At 45.6% G+C, this 16,690-nt stretch carries 15 protein-coding genes and 1 pseudogene; 13 read left to right on the top strand and 3 right to left on the bottom strand.

Annotated features, from left to right (window positions below):
- Positions 1-13 precede the first annotated feature (13 nt).
- The 10 genes from lon (at position 14) to pyrF (ending at position 10,964) form a co-directional block, all read left to right on the top strand.
- A complete protein-coding gene (gene lon / locus QWZ05_RS07570) occupies positions 14-2,365 on the top strand; it encodes an endopeptidase La (RefSeq protein WP_290297639.1) in 2,352 nt (783 codons plus the stop codon).
- A gap of 192 nt (positions 2,366-2,557) precedes the next feature.
- Positions 2,558-2,830 (top strand): HU family DNA-binding protein, encoded by a 273-nt coding sequence (locus QWZ05_RS07575; RefSeq protein WP_494338387.1) that lies wholly within the window; start codon positions 2,558-2,560, stop codon positions 2,828-2,830.
- A 179-nt stretch (positions 2,831-3,009) separates the two neighbouring features.
- Positions 3,010-4,860, top strand: a complete 1,851-nt coding sequence (gene ppiD / locus QWZ05_RS07580; RefSeq protein WP_290297640.1) for a peptidylprolyl isomerase — start codon at positions 3,010-3,012, stop codon at positions 4,858-4,860.
- Positions 4,861-5,057: 197 nt separating this feature from the next.
- Positions 5,058-5,357, top strand: a complete 300-nt coding sequence (locus QWZ05_RS07585; protein ID WP_290297642.1) for a ComEA family DNA-binding protein — start codon at positions 5,058-5,060, stop codon at positions 5,355-5,357.
- Between the two features lie 178 nt (positions 5,358-5,535).
- Entirely contained in the window at positions 5,536-6,213 is a 678-nt protein-coding gene (cmk, locus tag QWZ05_RS07590; protein WP_264876831.1) for a (d)CMP kinase, read from the top strand.
- 111 nt (positions 6,214-6,324) lie between these two features.
- Entirely contained in the window at positions 6,325-7,995 is a 1,671-nt protein-coding gene (rpsA, locus tag QWZ05_RS07595; RefSeq protein WP_289963718.1) for a 30S ribosomal protein S1, read from the top strand.
- A gap of 344 nt (positions 7,996-8,339) precedes the next feature.
- On the top strand, positions 8,340-8,624 hold the full coding sequence (gene ihfB, locus QWZ05_RS07600; RefSeq protein ID WP_164650658.1) for an integration host factor subunit beta: 285 nt from the start codon (positions 8,340-8,342) through the stop codon (positions 8,622-8,624).
- Positions 8,625-8,758: 134 nt separating this feature from the next.
- Positions 8,759-9,046, top strand: a complete 288-nt coding sequence (locus tag QWZ05_RS07605) for a LapA family protein (RefSeq protein ID WP_264876950.1) — start codon at positions 8,759-8,761, stop codon at positions 9,044-9,046.
- Between the two features lie 16 nt (positions 9,047-9,062).
- Positions 9,063-10,232: a lipopolysaccharide assembly protein LapB gene (lapB, locus tag QWZ05_RS07610; protein ID WP_264876829.1), complete on the top strand. Its 1,170-nt coding sequence runs from the start codon at positions 9,063-9,065 to the stop codon at positions 10,230-10,232.
- A 36-nt stretch (positions 10,233-10,268) separates the two neighbouring features.
- Positions 10,269-10,964 carry an orotidine-5'-phosphate decarboxylase gene (gene pyrF / locus QWZ05_RS07615; protein ID WP_264876828.1) on the top strand — a complete coding sequence of 232 codons (696 nt, stop codon included), beginning with the start codon at positions 10,269-10,271 and terminating at the stop codon, positions 10,962-10,964.
- Between the two features lie 62 nt (positions 10,965-11,026).
- Here the strand turns inward: pyrF and miaE are convergent, their stop codons facing one another.
- Both miaE and QWZ05_RS07625 read right to left on the bottom strand, forming a co-directional pair.
- Positions 11,027-11,812, bottom strand: a complete 786-nt coding sequence (gene miaE / locus QWZ05_RS07620; protein WP_264876827.1) for a tRNA isopentenyl-2-thiomethyl-A-37 hydroxylase MiaE — start codon at positions 11,810-11,812, stop codon at positions 11,027-11,029.
- Positions 11,813-11,898: 86 nt separating this feature from the next.
- Positions 11,899-12,663, bottom strand: a complete 765-nt coding sequence (locus tag QWZ05_RS07625; RefSeq protein ID WP_264876826.1) for a DNA repair protein — start codon at positions 12,661-12,663, stop codon at positions 11,899-11,901.
- Between the two features lie 425 nt (positions 12,664-13,088).
- On the opposite strand from QWZ05_RS07625, the gene cysB reads away from it, so the two are divergent.
- The 3 genes from cysB to QWZ05_RS07640 all read left to right on the top strand — a co-directional run bounded on the left by cysB (position 13,089) and on the right by QWZ05_RS07640 (position 16,502).
- On the top strand, positions 13,089-14,063 hold the full coding sequence (gene cysB, locus QWZ05_RS07630) for an HTH-type transcriptional regulator CysB (RefSeq protein WP_264876825.1): 975 nt from the start codon (positions 13,089-13,091) through the stop codon (positions 14,061-14,063).
- 84 nt (positions 14,064-14,147) lie between these two features.
- Complete coding sequence (locus QWZ05_RS07635; RefSeq protein ID WP_264876824.1) at positions 14,148-15,347, top strand: SAM-dependent methyltransferase; 1,200 nt, start codon at positions 14,148-14,150, stop codon at positions 15,345-15,347.
- 207 nt (positions 15,348-15,554) lie between these two features.
- The gene (locus tag QWZ05_RS07640) at positions 15,555-16,502 is read left to right on the top strand and encodes an ABC transporter substrate-binding protein (RefSeq protein ID WP_264876949.1); all 948 of its coding nucleotides are present in this window, start codon (positions 15,555-15,557) and stop codon (positions 16,500-16,502) included.
- Positions 16,503-16,516: 14 nt separating this feature from the next.
- On the opposite strand, the pseudogene QWZ05_RS07645 reads toward QWZ05_RS07640, so the two are convergent.
- A pseudogene (locus QWZ05_RS07645) lies at positions 16,517-16,690 on the bottom strand (tRNA dihydrouridine(16) synthase DusC); the annotation flags it as partial.

Genomic DNA, 16,690 nt, shown 5'->3' on the forward strand with positions numbered 1-16,690 from the left:
AAGAGAGAACTCTATGAACTTGGAACGTTCCGAGCGTATTGAAATCCCAGTATTGCCTCTGCGTGATGTGGTTGTCTATCCACACATGGTGATTCCACTGTTTGTTGGTCGTGAAAAATCGATCCAGTGTCTTGAAGCGGCAATGGACAACAATAAACAAGTGTTGCTTGTGGCTCAAAAACAAGCAGACAAAGATGAGCCAGCTATCGAAGACCTATTTGAAGTAGGTACGGTAGCCACTATTCTTCAGTTGCTAAAGCTCCCTGATGGCACGGTAAAAGTGCTTGTAGAAGGTCAGCAGCGAGCAAAAATCGAACAGTTCAAAGAGAGCGAGTTCTTTTTAGCGGATGCACAGTTCCTAGCAACAGCTGAACTTGATGAGCGTGAACAAGAAGTGATTGTTCGTAGCGCAATCAATCAATTTGAAGGTTTCATCAAACTGAATAAGAAGATTCCACCGGAAGTGTTAACGTCACTGACTGGAATTGATGAAGCTGCACGTCTAGCAGATACTATTGCTGCGCACATGCCGCTCAAGTTAGCGGATAAACAGCAAGTCCTTGAACTGCTTGACGTAACAGAGCGCCTTGAGTTTCTGATGAGCCAGATGGAGTCAGAGATTGATATCCTTCAGGTTGAGAAACGTATTCGCGGGCGCGTTAAGAAGCAAATGGAAAAATCTCAGCGCGAGTACTATCTGAACGAGCAAATGAAAGCGATTCAGAAAGAGCTGGGTGAAACGGAAGACGGCGTTGATGAATTTGAAGTTCTGAAGCAGAAGATCGAAGAATCTAAAATGCCTCAGGAAGCCAAAGAGAAGACGGAACAAGAGCTACAAAAGCTTAAGATGATGTCTCCAATGTCTGCAGAAGCAACGGTTGTTCGTAGCTACATTGACTGGATGGTCGGTGTACCTTGGGCGAAACGCTCGAAGGTTAAGAAGAACCTAGCGAAAGCGGAAGAGGTTCTGAATGAAGACCACTACGGCCTTGAGCGTGTTAAAGAACGTATCCTAGAGTATTTAGCGGTGCAAAACCGTATCAACAAGCTGAAAGGTCCAATCCTTTGTCTTGTTGGTCCCCCTGGTGTAGGTAAAACGTCTTTAGGTCGCTCTATCGCTGCTGCTACAGGCCGTAAGTACACACGTATGGCCCTGGGTGGCGTGCGTGATGAAGCTGAGATCCGTGGTCACCGCCGTACTTATATTGGCTCTTTGCCGGGTAAGCTTATCCAAAAGATGTCCAAGGTTGGCGTTAAGAACCCACTATTCCTATTGGATGAAATCGATAAGATGTCTTCTGATATGCGTGGCGACCCGTCTTCTGCACTGCTTGAAGTTCTCGACCCAGAGCAAAACAATGCGTTTAACGACCACTATCTAGAGGTCGATTACGATCTGTCAGATGTTATGTTTGTTGCAACATCGAACTCGATGGATATTCCGGGCCCGTTGCTGGACCGTATGGAAGTGATTCGCCTATCGGGTTATACCGAAGATGAAAAGCTTAACATCGCCAAGCGTCACCTAGTCGATAAGCAGATGAAGCGCAATGGCCTTAAGCCAAATGAAGTGATTATCGAAGACTCTGCCATTATCGGCATTATTCGTTATTACACGCGTGAAGCGGGTGTGCGTAACCTTGAGCGTGAGATCTCGAAGATCTGCCGCAAAGCGGTTAAGAACATCTTACTTGATAGCAGCTTGAAGTCGGTGACGGTCACTATGGATAACTTGAAAGAGTACCTAGGTGTTCAGCGTCATGACTTTGGTAAAGCTGACGATAGCAACCGCATTGGTCAAGTGACTGGTCTTGCTTGGACTCAAGTTGGTGGTGACCTATTAACCATCGAAACTGAATCTATGCCGGGTAAAGGTAAACTGACTCAAACAGGCTCGCTGGGCGATGTGATGAAAGAGTCGATTCAAGCGGCTATGACGGTTGTACGTTCTCGTGCTGAGAAACTGGGTATCAACTCAGACTTTTATGAGAAACGTGATATTCACGTTCACGTGCCTGAAGGTGCAACACCGAAAGATGGCCCAAGTGCGGGTATCGCGATGTGTACTGCATTGGTCTCTAGCTTAACGGGTAATCCTGTTAAAGCCGAGGTGGGTATGACGGGTGAAATCACGCTGCGTGGTGAAGTTTTACCTATCGGTGGCCTGAAGGAAAAACTCCTTGCAGCGCACCGTGGTGGTATCAAAACGGTCTTGATTCCTAAAGACAATGAGCGTGATTTGGAAGAGATTCCAGATAACGTTATCGCTGATCTGAAGGTGATTCCAGTACAGTGGATTGACGAAGTTTTGAACGTCGCACTAGAAAATGCACCGACTGGTGTCGAATTTGACGCTAAAAAATAGTGATATACAGCAAAAATAAGTAAAAGATTGCGCTGATAGGTCGAAAAAGGCTTGTCAGCGTTTTTTTTGGGCGCTAACGTTACAAACTATAGCTGAGCCTTTGTGTAGCAAGGGGTTGGCTAATTTTTAACTATAATTATTGGAACGAAACCTACCTCACAAATAGTCAAGGTAGACCAAAGGGGAATCACTGTGAATAAAACACAACTAGTAGAAAAAATTGCGGACAACGCAGACATTTCAAAAGCATCAGCTGGCCGCGCACTAGACGCATTCATCGAAGCTGTGGGTGACACACTTCAGTCTGGTGACCAAGTTGCTCTTGTAGGCTTTGGTACATTCAGCGTGCGTACTCGCGCAGCACGTACTGGCCGTAACCCTAAGACGGGTGAAGAGATTCAAATCGCAGAAGCGAAAGTACCAGCATTCAAAGCAGGTAAAGCACTTAAAGATTCGTGCAACTAATCTACACCTAAATCAGTTAGGTGAAACCTTGTTGCCAAATGAAACGAAATTTCACAATTTTAACTGGCAACAAGTGAACGATTTTAAAAATTGCGCATCATACTGATGCGCTTTTCTTTTTCTGTTATCATCGCGCACAAGATTATATTTTTTGAAGTGAGACTTCGGAGCTTTTCAACATGATGGATCGATTACGCGAAGGCGTTAATAGCCTTGCGGTTAAAATTATCCTCGGGATTATTATCCTTTCTTTTATTTTCGCTGGTGTCGGTAGCTACTTAGTCGGTGGCGGTGCAAACTCTGCGGCGACAGTAGGCAACACGGAAATCGGTCGAGGTGAGTTTGAACAAGCTTACCAGAACGAGCGTAACCGCATGCAATCACAGCTAGGCGATTACTTCTCTGCAATGCTAGGTGATCCAGCTTACGTTGCATCATTCCGTCAGTCTGTTCTAGACCGTATGGTTAACGACGTGTTGATCGAACAGCATGCAGAAAAGCTGGGTTTGCGCGTTAGTGATGACCAAGTTCGTCAACTGATGCTAGATATGCCTCAGTTCCAAAGCAATGGTCAGTTTGACTCAGACATCTACCAAGCTGCGCTGCGTCGTGCGGGCTTTACTCCGGATAGTTTTGCAGAGTACTTACGCCGCGACTTAGTTCGCAACCAACTGCTTTCTGCTGTACAAGGCAGTGAGTTCTCACTTGAAGGTGAAGTTGAGCTGCAAACTGCATTGGTTGGTCAAACTCGTGACATTCGTAAAGTGGTTCTTTCTCTAGAAGACTTTGCACAAGATGTTGAGCTAACCGATGAAGAGATTTCGGATTACTACCAACAAAATGCTCAGCGTTACACTCGTCCAGAGCAGGTTGTTGTTTCTTACCTTGAGCTTGACGCTCAAGCGATGCGTAATTCAATCGCTGTTTCTGACCAAGAAATCGCAGATTACTACGAGCAGAATATCGACAAGTATTCATCAGACGAGCAACGCAGCATTAGCCACATCCTAGTGCAAGACGAAGCTGCAGCAGATGAAATCCTAGCTGAATTGAACGGCGGTGCTGACTTTGCTGCACTTGCAGAAGAAAAATCAGAAGACTTTGGTAGCTCGGAAGAGGGCGGTTCACTGGGTTGGATTGAGCGTGGTGTTATGGACCCAGCATTTGAAGATGCTGCGTTTGACTTAACCACAGAAGGCGATATCTCTGGTGTGGTTAAATCTGACTTTGGTTTCCACATCATCAAGCTCGATGCTCTAAAAGATTCAGAAGCGAAACCACTTGAAGAAGTGACAGCAGAAATCAAACAAGAGCTGATTGACCAGCAAGCTATTGATGAGTTCTACAACCTGCAAAGCGATCTAGAGCGTATCTCATTCGAATTCCCAGACTCACTCGATGATGCCGCGCAAGCTGTCGGTGTTGATGTTGTGACGACGGACTTCATCTCTCAAGCCGATGCACCAGAAGTGCTTCTTAACCCAGCAGTGATGCAAGCTGTCCTTAGCCCTGAAGTGAAAGAAGATGGCCTAAACTCTGAGGTTATTGAGGTTGCTCCTGAACACGTTATCGTTGTTCGTGTAGAAGACATGCGTGATGAGATGGTACTACCTCTTGAAGAAGTGAAAGAGCAGGTAGAAGTGCAGCTAGCTCGTGTGAAAGGTGAGCAGGCAGCAGCAGAAGTGGCTCAAACGGTACTTGAAGCGCTACAGGCAGGCAACACTTCGGCTCTTGCACAGAATGGTCTAACGTTTGGTGATGTTGAAACTATCGATCGCCGCTCACCGATTGCTAACACTGTGTTTGCGATGACCAAGCCAGAAACTGGCCAAATGACGTATGCAAAGGCGTCTGAGATGAATGGTGATTTAGCCATTGTCGAACTGGCAGCAGTTAACGTGGATATGAACCCACAAATTGGTGAGCAAGTTGCATATCAGCTGATTCAAACCAATGCTCAGCAAGACCTTCAGGGTTTGATTGAAATCCTACGTGATGAGATCAGTATTGAGTACTACATCAACGAGTAACACTATCAACGAGTAACACTATCAACGAGTGGCGTTATCAGGGTATAACCGTGATCAGCCACTTAAGATAAGATGTAACAAGAGTATGAAAAGAACGAACTACTTTGTAGTTCGTTCTTTTTTTTGCTTTGTCTTATGGGCAGAGAGTAGTTGCTTTCGCTAGCATGCTGTCTTTGCTCAACAAAAAGGAAAAAGCAATGAAACATCACTTATCATCTATACTTTTTGCAGTTCTGTTAGCGGTGAGTTTTCCGTATGTAGCGACGGCGAATGAAAAACCAGACAAGTACGAAGGTATCGAAATCACCGTCAACATTAACACTGCAACCGCGGATGAGTTGGCAACCTTGTTGGTTGGGGTTGGCACAAAGAAAGCACAAGCCATTGTAGATTATCGTTCAGCGAACGGTGAGTTTAAAACACCAGATGATTTGACGAACGTTAAGGGGATTGGATCTTCGTTACTAGAGAAGAATCAGCAGCGGATTAAGTTATAAGTACGTGCTTGCTGATTACAGGTTAGTGGTAAAAACTGTGTAATTGAGTGAGCATATCCGGTTGTTTTTGTATATAATCAGCGCCGCATTTGGGTAAGGCTTGAAACTGCTCTTTAGTGTCTTCATCGAAGTAGAAGAGTGGCTGAATCGCCGAAAGAAAAAATAAATGGAGTAGACGATGTCCTCACACACACCCATAGTCACTGTTGATGGCCCAAGCGGCGCTGGCAAAGGCACGTTATGTATGCTTATCGCCGATAAGCTCGGCTACAAGTTATTAGACTCTGGCGCGATTTATCGCGTGCTTGCGTTAGCGGCTATACATCATGGTGTTGATTTAACGTCAGAAGAGGCATTAGTGCCGATTGCGACTCACTTAGACGTACAGTTTATTGCTGAGGGTGACCTTGTGAAGGTCATCCTTGAAGGCGAAAATGTATCGGGTGAGTTACGAAAAGAAGAAACAGGTATGGCGGCTTCAAAAGTTGCGGCATTGCCAAGAGTGCGTGAAGCACTATTACGCCGTCAGCGTGCATTTGCGCAAGAGCCAGGCCTTGTTGCTGACGGGCGCGATATGGGAACCGTAGTATTCCCTGACGCACCAGTAAAAATCTTCTTAGATGCGAGTGCTGAAGAGCGAGCGCAACGTCGCATGAAACAGTTGCAACTGAAGGGGTTAGATGTTAGATTTGACGACCTTTTGAGCGAAATCCAAGAGCGTGACGATAGAGATCGTAACCGTGCAGTAGCGCCATTGCGCCCTGCTGAGGATGCGCTAGTGCTTGATTCAACATCTATGTCAATTGACCAAGTTGTTGAACAGGCAATGAATTACATAGAATCTAAACTGGCTTAGTCATTCGACTAGGCTTGTACGGAGCGTTGGTTGCAAGGATGATAACCGGCGAAGTTAATAACCCCATGCGGTAGGATGCCCGTGGACGTTTAAATTATTGAAGATTGAATAATGACTGAATCTTTTGCTCAACTCTTTGAAGAGTTTCTAAACGAGACTGAATTCCAACAAGGTACTATCGTTAAAGGTACTGTAGTAGCTATCGAGAACGGTTTCGTTCTTGTTGACGCTGGTCTTAAGTCTGAGTCTGCTATCCCTGCTGAACAGTTCAAGAACGCTGCTGGCGAACTTGAAGTTGAAGTTGGTTCTGAAGTAGACGTAGCACTTGACGCTGTTGAAGACGGTTTCGGTGAGACGCAACTTTCTCGTGAGAAAGCTAAGCGTCACGAAGCTTGGATCGTTCTTGAGAAAGCTTACGAAGAAGCTGAAACTGTTGTTGGTATCATCAACGGTAAAGTTAAAGGCGGTTTCACTGTTGAACTAAACGGTATCCGTGCTTTCCTTCCAGGTTCTCTAGTAGACGTACGTCCTATCCGTGACACTGCTCACCTAGAAAACAAAGAGCTAGAGTTCAAAGTTATCAAACTTGACCAGAAGCGTAACAACGTAGTTGTTTCTCGCCGTGCAGTTATCGAGTCTGAGAACAGCGTTGAGCGTGACGAACTTCTAGAAACTCTACAAGAAGGTTCTGAAGTTAAAGGTATCGTTAAGAACCTTACTGACTACGGTGCGTTCGTAGATCTAGGTGGTGTTGACGGTCTTCTACACATCACTGACATGGCTTGGAAGCGCGTTAAGCACCCTTCTGAGATCGTTAACGTTGGTGACGAGATCCAAGTTAAAGTTCTTAAGTTTGACCGTGAGCGTACTCGCGTATCACTAGGTCTTAAGCAACTTGGCGAAGATCCATGGGTAGCAATCGCTAAGCGTTACCCAGAAGGTCACAAACTAACTGGTCGCGTTACTAACCTAACTGACTACGGCTGCTTCGTTGAAATCGAAGAAGGCGTTGAAGGTCTAGTACACGTTTCTGAAATGGATTGGACTAACAAGAACATCCACCCATCTAAAGTTGTTAATGTTGGCGACGAAGTTGAGGTTATGGTTCTTGAGATTGACGAAGAACGTCGTCGTATCTCTCTAGGTCTGAAACAGTGTAAAGCTAACCCATGGCAGTCATTCGCTGAAGCGCAAGCTAAAGGCGATAAAGTAACTGGTAAGATCAAGTCTATCACTGACTTTGGTATCTTCATCGGTCTTGACGGCGGCATCGACGGTCTAGTTCACCTATCTGACATTTCTTGGAATGTTGCTGGTGAAGAAGCAGTACGCGAATACAAGAAAGGCGACGAAATCTCTGCAGTAGTACTTGCAGTAGACGCTGAGCGTGAGCGTATTTCTCTAGGCGTTAAGCAAATGGAAAATGACCCATTCAATGCTTACGTTGCTGACAACAAGAAAGGTACACTAGTTAACGCTACTGTTACTGCAGTTGATGCTAAAGGCGCAACAGTTGAAATCATCGAAGGCGTAGAAGGTTACATCCGCGCTTCTGAAGTTTCTCGCGACCGCGTTGAAGATGCATCTCTAATCCTAAGCGTTGGCGACAGCGTTGAAGCGAAGTTCACAGGTGTAGACCGTAAGAACCGCGTAATCAACCTATCTGTTAAAGCTAAAGATGAAGCAGAAGAGCAAGAAGCAATGGCTTCACTGAACAAGCAAGAAGAAGGCGCGTTCGGTAATGCTATGGCAGACGCATTTAAAGCAGCTAAAGGTGAGTAATTCTCCCTCTGCTTAATAAAAGGAGCCTCAGGGCTCCTTTTTTGTTGCCTGCCATTTATGTCCCTTCATTTTCTACACCTTGCTTGTTAAAAGCCTGTTATTAGTCAAATAATTAGACTTAAATCTATCAATAAGTCGTTAAAAATTAGCCAAGTGGCGATTAATCAACTAAATTCAATCTAGAGTTCAAAACGCAAGCGTTTTGCACAATAGGTAACGAGACATATTCATGAAGGTGCTAAGCAGCGTGATTGAGAATATTTGTGATCAGAATGATGCAAGTATTTGTTGAATCTAAGAATGTTGTCTATAATCGCTGATAAAAGAACAAGACGAGGACGAACATGACTAAGTCTGAATTAATCGAACGTATCTGTACAGAGCAACCCCACCTGTCTGCTAAAGAAGTTGAAGATGCGGTAAAAGATATTCTGGAACAGATGGCGACAACCCTAGAGAGTGGTGATCGTATTGAGATTCGCGGCTTCGGCAGCTTCTCACTACACTATCGCGAACCTAGAGTGGGCCGTAACCCAAAAACCGGTGAAAAAGTTGAGTTGGAAGGCAAGCATGTTCCACACTTTAAACCTGGTAAGGAACTCCGTGAGCGCGTTAATAGCGGTAGCTGAGTAAACAGGATTATTGAAGGCGGTATACCTTAGGTGTACCGCTTTTTTATTGGGGGAATTTGTGCACAAGCATGGTTTATCAGACGCTTTTGCTGCATAATCGCTACAGCCGTACATAATGGAGACCGTAGATGATGAAAATAATCAAGGTACTAGCGGTAATAGTACTTTTCCTGGCTGCGTTAGCGTTAGGATCTCAAAATCAAGCTGTTGTCACTTTTAACTACCTGCTTGCTCAAGGTGAGTTTCACCTATCAACACTTTTAGGCGGTGTGTTTGTAGCGGGATTCGTCCTGGCATGGCTTCTGTTTGGTACGCTACATCTCCGTTCGAAGTTGCAAATCAATAAACTGAAAAAGCAGCTCAAGAAACACGAAGCTGCGAAGCCTTCTGCCACGACTACGCCAGCAACAACAAAATAAGTAGACCTCTGAACGAATGCTAGAGTTATTGTTTTTACTGCTTCCCATCGCTGCCGCTTACGGCTGGTACATGGGTAGCAGAAGCGCGAATCAAGAGCGACAAAAACAGTCCAACCAATTATCAAGGCAGTATGTTACTGGCCTTAACCTACTTTTATCTGATCAATCTGATAAGGCAGTCGATCACTTTATTGAATTGCTTCAGGTTGATGATGACACCATTGATACCCACCTTGCTTTGGGTAACCTATTTCGCTCACGTGGTGAAGTCGACCGAGCGATAAAAATCCACCAAAACCTGATTTCACGCCCTAGTTTAACCATAGACCAAAAAAATATTGCGCTACAGCAGCTAGCAAAAGACTACATGGTATCGGGCTTTCTTGACCGCGCAGAGCGTATTTTTGAGCAGTTGATAGATGAGCCAGATCACAAAGAAGCGGCGTTGACCCAGCTAGTGGTTATCTACCAGCAGACACGAGAGTGGAATAAAGCCATCGAGTGTGGAATGCACTTAATTAAACTCGGCAAGAAGCGAATGAAGGGCGCAGTCTCCCATTTCTGGTGTGAGTTAGCACAAGAACAGTTAGCCGATGGTAAGCAAGATAAAGCGGTGCAACTGCTAGAGAAAGCGTTAAAAGTTTACCCCAAGTGTGTTCGTGCGAGTATTGTGCTTGGCAAACTCTTTTTGGAGAATGAAGACTACCAAACCGCGGTTGAGCACTTTAAGCGTGTGTTAGAGCAAGACAGAGACTTTGTTGGCGAAGTGCTTCCCCTTATCGCTGATTGCTATTATCACTTATCGCAGGAAGATCAGTTGGTGGCGTTCCTGCGTGAGTGTATCGGTAACAAAGCGGGGGTATCGGCAGAGCTGATGCTCGCTCAATTGGTTGCCCAACACGATGGTGTCGGTGCAGCACAAGAAGTTCTGACGCGACAACTCGTTAAAAATCCAACAATGAAGGGCTTTTACCGCTTGATTGATTATCACATTCAAGAAGCGGAAGAGGGGCGTGGTAAGGACAGCTTAACCACGTTACAGAAGCTTGTTGGTGAACAGTTAAAAGTGAAACCTCACTATCGTTGTAGAAAGTGTGGTTTTTCGACTCACTCGGTCTATTGGCACTGCCCTTCTTGCAAAGGGTGGGGGTCAATTAAACCGATTCGCGGGCTTGATGGCGAGTAGCCTTAGCCCCATTTGATATTGCAATTAGGAGATGAAATGAACGACCCAAAAGTTATCGTTGCACTAGATTATGATAACCAAGCTGATGCGCTGGCATTTGTAGATAGAATCGACCCAGCAAGCTGCAGACTGAAAGTGGGTAAGGAAATGTTCACTCTGTTTGGTCCACAATATGTGAAAGCACTTCACGACCGTGGTTTCTCTGTGTTTTTGGATCTCAAGTTTCACGACATTCCTAACACATGCTCAAAAGCGGTTCGTGCTGCTGCAGAGATGGGTGTCTGGATGGTGAATGTTCACGCCAGTGGCGGTGAGCGTATGATGACAGCCTCACGAGAGATCCTAGAGCCATATGGTAAAGATCGCCCAATGCTGATTGGTGTTACGGTTCTAACCAGTATGGAGCAGTCTGATTTGGCGGGTATTGGCCTTGATGTGGCGCCACAAGAGCAAGTGATTCGTTTAGCGCAGCTAACGAAAAACTCAGGTCTTGACGGCGTAGTGTGCTCTGCTCAAGAAGCGAGCATGCTAAAGACCCAGCTAGGACAAGACTTTAAGCTTGTTACTCCTGGTATTCGTCCTGCAGGCGCTGCAGTTGGCGACCAGAAGCGTATTATGACACCAGTTGATGCGATCTCCGCAGGCTCTGACTATCTCGTTATTGGGCGTCCGATTACTCAAGCTAGTGACCCTGCTGCCGTTCTTGCAGAGATTAACCGCACACTGGTTTAATCTTCACAGCAAATATAGATCGCCAAGCCATGCCTCAACGCATGGCTTTTTTGATCGCCTTATTATGCTCCAATGCGAGCTAAAACGGGTTTACCGCTGTGGAACTTGAAGTCATCATCTGCTGACAGGATTAGCTCTGCCTCAATCGACGCGAGGTACTGAACACGCTCTTGAATATCACTTGCAGATACTTGCTCTGCCAAGATTAAATAGTCTTGATAGTGACGCGCTTCAGAGCGTAGCAGGGAGATGTAGAACTTGGCAAGGTCATCATCGAGATAAGGGGCAAGCTTTGCGAAACGTTCACAGGAGCGAGCCTCGATGAGTGCACCGATGATCAGTTTATCAACCAAGGTTTGCGGTTCATAGGTCGCCATGTTTGATATGAGTCCCTTCGCGTAGCGCCCAGCAAACACTGGCTCAAATTCAACTCCTCGTTGCTCCATGATTTCTAAAACTTGGTAAAAATGGTGCAGCTCCTCCTTGATCAAAAGCACCATTTTGTCGATAAGCTCTTGGCTATAGGTATTATTACTACGAGGAATAATTGCTTTAGAAATTTGGCTCTTGCCCTTAAGAGTATCAAGTGAGCCCGTTTTGCGGTAGGCAAAGTCCTCATATGGCTTGAACCACTCCAATAGCGCTTGGCTACTTGAATCATCTATCGCGTATTTTCGGATCAACAGCATTGCTGACTGTGCTGCCTTTAGCTCACACATCAAATGGTCAATTAAAAGGATCTTAAGGCGCTCAGGCTTACGTGCCTCCTCTATCCATTCATCGGGGGTTTCACAGTGCAGAAACTGGTGAATTGGCTCTAGAAGAGCATTAATCTGACTTTGTTGCATACGACTTCTATCGTTTCATCTCGTTATAAAAAAAGCTGCTTTTCAGCAGCTTTCTATCATAGCAAATGTTCTCAACTAGAGTGGAGTTACCACTTCTTCTTCTCGCCAAACAGCGCTTCCATATCATTCTCTTTTTGGCGATCTTCGAGCTGTTGTAACTCTTCTGCACTGCGGGATTGACGACGTTTTTCTAGGTCATCGTACATTTTTTGCAATTTTTCACGTGCTTGCATCGAGTAGTTGTCATTTTTGGTACTCAGCACATCTAGCCCCTTCTTGAGCAGTTGTATTGCTGTGCCGGGCTGGCCACGAGTGATCGCGTCGTTAGAGCGTTTGATAACATTTTCGATATTGATACGCATTTGAATAGTTTCAAGGCGAGCGCTTTCCACCACATATGTTTGCGTGTCCATGCGACCTTTATTGTGTTCGCTGCGCACAGTATCACGAAGGCGTTTTACAAGCTTGAGCATGATGATAGCTTGCTTGTCACTATTTGGGACTTTGAATGTCGAGCTTTCAGACTCTTCGTAATTTTCAGTAATTTGTTTGATTTGCTCTTTCATGTGTCCAATACGCTGGACAACATTTTTATTCTTAGGGTCAAGGGCCAGCATATTTTCTAAACAGTCTAAGATTCTATTGTTGAGGCAAAGAAGCAGCTGTTTGCTGAAAGGGACATGATGGGCGTTACCTATCAGATCTTCAGTTGCATCAATAATTGCCACGTAGCGAGCAGATTCCTGCTTCTTTGTGGCCTCGACCTTGACCTTGTATTGCAGCATGATGTTATAGCCCAGTACGAGTACGAGCAAAACAGCGACAAGCGCAATAATTAATCCAATATTCATAAACTACTAATCTAATTGGTTACAGCTGTGCAAAGGATACAGGAATCAAGCCTATATCGGTATCTTAATTTGTCCGCAAAGCACTGTTCCATCAAGGCTAGTGATGATTTGAAGGTGTGTTGTGTGATGCGGCATTATGTAGGCTTTTATTCGCATAGTGACTAGAAGCCAAAAAACTCCCTCTATTTATACACTTATGTGAACTGTATAGCCATGGTTCTCAGGGTAAATTAGGTCATGGCGTCAATAAAGTGTGAAGTGATTGTTATTTAGTGTTGGTGTTGATTTCTTTCTTAGTGTGTTGAATTGCTTGATTTGACTCGAAATATGAATATTCTTATAACAATTAATTATAAACACCCTGTAGGCTCATACTCGCACTAGCTTTGGCAAAGTAGCAAGATGAAAGGATTAAAGGACTAGCCATGAAATTGCAACAGCTCAAGTACATCGTTGAGGTGGTCAATCACAATCTAAATGTTTCGGCAACGGCTGAAAGTTTATACACGTCACAGCCTGGTATCAGTAAGCAAGTGCGCCTGCTAGAAGATGAGCTCGGGATTCAGATATTTGAACGCAGCGGAAAACACCTAACTAAGGTGACGGACGCGGGGCAAGATATCGTTAAAATCTCCCAAGAGATCTTAGCTCGTGTTGAGAGCATCAAGGCGGTAGCAGGGGAGCACACTCACCCTGAGATGGGCACGCTCAATATTTCTACCACGCATACGCAGGCCCGTTATGCATTGCCTGAAGTGATTAAAGGCTTTACCGCTCGTTATCCAAATGTTTCGCTTAATATGCATCAAGGAACGCCGAGTCAAATGTCTGAAGCTATCGCGAAGGGAACCGCAAACTTTGCGATTGCAACCGAGGCGCTGCACCTGTATCAAGACGCGATTATGCTACCTTGCTATCACTGGAATCGCTCTATTGTCGTGCCCAAAGATCACCCCTTGGCACAAAAGAAACCGATCTCCATCCATGATTTAGCGGCTTATCCAATAGTCACTTACGTATTCGGTTTTACCGGACGTTCTGAGCTTGATACTGCATTTGATCGTGAAGGGCTTAGCCCGAAAGTGGTGTTTACGGCAACGGATGCCGACGTGATCAAAACCTACGTACGCATGGGGATTGGTGTCGGTGTGATTGCCAGCATGGCGGTGGATGAGAAACTAGACTCTGACCTTGTTGCTATTGATGCTAGTCATCTATTTGGTGCGAGTACCACAAGTATTGGCTTTCGTCGCGGCACGTTTTTACGTACTTATATGTTTGACTTTATGGAAAGATTTGCCCCGCACTTAACCCGTCCACTGGTTGAACAAGCTATCTCACTCAAGTCGAACGCTGAAGTGGAAGAGATGTTTAAAGAGATCAAGCTTCCCGTACTTTAAAACCCTTCACCTCAATTAGAGTCGCCAATGCTTGGCGACTCTGGCTCTTGCCTCTACAATAGCGCCCCACGCAGGAGGAAGAGAATGTTAAAGCAATTCACCGAGATTGATCACTGGCTGTTAGAGCATCAAGCTTATTGGCGTATTGAACCGTTTTTACAAGCCTGTTTTCCAGAGCAACGTTTGCCTTCTATCCCTGCTCACATCCAAGAGTGGTTAAACACGCTCCAACCCGAGGAAATCTTGCGCTATAAGCTGTCGCCAGAGCATCTTTATGCGGAATTGCGCCATTTACTGCCCTCCATCGCGAGCAATATTTTGAACGCAAGCGAGCCACAATTTTCTTCTCCAAAGCTCGAGTTGAGTGCTCACTCCTGCACTGGCATACCCGGTCGCAAGCTAGAGCAAATTGTCGCGATGAGCAGCGTTTGTTTAGACTCGAATCGTGATATGCAGTGGCTTGAATGGTGTTCAGGTAAAGGTTACCTTGGGCGCATATTGGCATCCATCTCAGGGAAAAACGTCACCAGCTTAGAGTTTCAACAACAGCTGTGTCGCGACGGTCAGCATTATGCCGAACAGCACCACCTTCCGATGACGTTTGTGCATGGCGATGCTTTCTCTGATGAAGCAGAGTCTCTGTGTTGCTCTGATAAACACGCTGTAGCACTGCATGCGTGTGGAGATTTGCATGTCAGGCTGATAAAGAATGCAGCGCAATCGGGTATGGCTGCGCTTTCTGTCGCACCTTGTTGTTACCACCTTATTCAAGATGAAACCTACCAACCTTTATCGAGAGCAGCCAAACAAAGTGGTATGAGGTTGTCAAAGGCGGATTTACGTATTCCTCTACAAGAGACAGTGACTGGAGGCGAACGAGTTCACCGTCACCGCAAGTTGGAGATGACTTATCGTTTGGCGTTTCAACATCTCATCACAACTGAGTTAGGACTTGACGACTATTTGCCGATTCCGAGTATCAAAAAGTCATTACTGTCTGAAGGCTTTGAAGCCTTTTGCCATTGGGCTGCAGACAAAAAGCAGCTAACTTTACCTCCGGTAGATTGGGCTGAATATGAACGAGAAGGTGAGCAGCGCTTTTGGCGCATGGAGGCCTTGAGTTTATTGCCACAGCTTTTTCGTCGGCCATTAGAGCTGTGGTTGGTGCTCGATCGAGCATTATTCTTGGCAGAACATGGCTACAGCGTAGAAGTGGGCACCTTTTGTCAGCGTGAAGTAACGCCAAGAAATCTATTGATCAGAGCGAATCGCGAGTCGAATTAAAAAGGTAGCATTTTTTCCACGAGAAGTCGCTCTCCTGCACAGATACCCATCATGTTCTCAATTCTATGCTTTGCCACTATTATTAATTCTAACAGTTGCTAACATGCAATAGTTCACGAGAGCCGCACTTAACAGGAAAGTTAAGTGCAGTTGGTTCAATTATGTTGAACGTACTGAATTCAGGGAGTAGAGATGAAGGTACACTTTATGACTTGGTTTTGGGGGATTGTCACGATATTAGTGCTAAGTACCCAAGTGGTTGCCAGCGAAACCCGTGTCTATATATCTCAAATTATTGATCACCCAGCGCTAAACTCCGTTAAACAAGGTTTAGTAGAAGGCCTGCGAACCCATGGCTACAAACAAGGCGATAACCTCACTTTGGAATACAAAGTTGCAGACGGCAATGCAACTCAGGCAGCACAAATTGCACGACAGTTTGTGAGCGGCCATCCTGATGTGATGGTGGGTATCGCCACACCGACAGCGCAAGCGCTTGTGGCTTCCTCTCGTCAGATACCTATCGTCTTTACTGCGGTTACCGACCCTGTTGGTGCTCGACTCGTCAAACGCATGGACACTCCAGGGCGCAATGTCACCGGGCTTTCAGACTTATCGCCTATTTCTCAACACTTAGATTTGCTCACTGAGTTACTCCCCCACACAAAGCGTATCGGCATACTGTATAACCCTGGTGAGGCAAATTCGGCGGCACTGCTGGAATTGCTAAAGCAGCACTCCAGTTCTCGAGAGTTGGTCATTGTCGAGCGTGAGGTGCTAAGAAGCGATGACGTTAAGCATATTGCTTTACGGCTTGCTGATGAGGTTGATGTAATTTATGCGATCACAGATAACACTGTCGCGGCGGCGATTGGTGATCTTATTGGTTCCGCCACAAAACGAGAGACACCTGTCTTTGCTGGCGATATCGTGTATGTCGAAATGGGAGCAATAGCGGGGCTAGGGTTTGATTACTACCAAATCGGAGTGCAAACCGCTGATTATGTAGTGAGAATACTCAATGGAGAGAAGGCGGGTGACATTCCAGTTACGGTGGCAAAGGGCAGTCATCTCGCCGTTAACTTGCGTGCCGCTCAACAACTGGGGATTGAGATCCCTGAATCGATGAAAGCGCGCGTTACTCAATTGTACTAGTAGATAAGCGTATACTAGCTTGCGAGTTTCAACTGATATTGCTCAATCACACGTACAATATCATCCGCTTTTTTGAAGGTGCGAATCTCTCTAAACAGTGAATCTGCTTGGGGGTACTGCTGACGAAGATAAGAGAACCATTGCTTCACACGGTTCGAGTAGTAAAGCCCTTTATCCCCTTTCATTTC

Origin of the sequence: Vibrio agarivorans, from assembly GCF_030409635.1 — a bacterium.
GTDB lineage: Bacteria > Pseudomonadota > Gammaproteobacteria > Enterobacterales > Vibrionaceae > Vibrio > Vibrio agarivorans.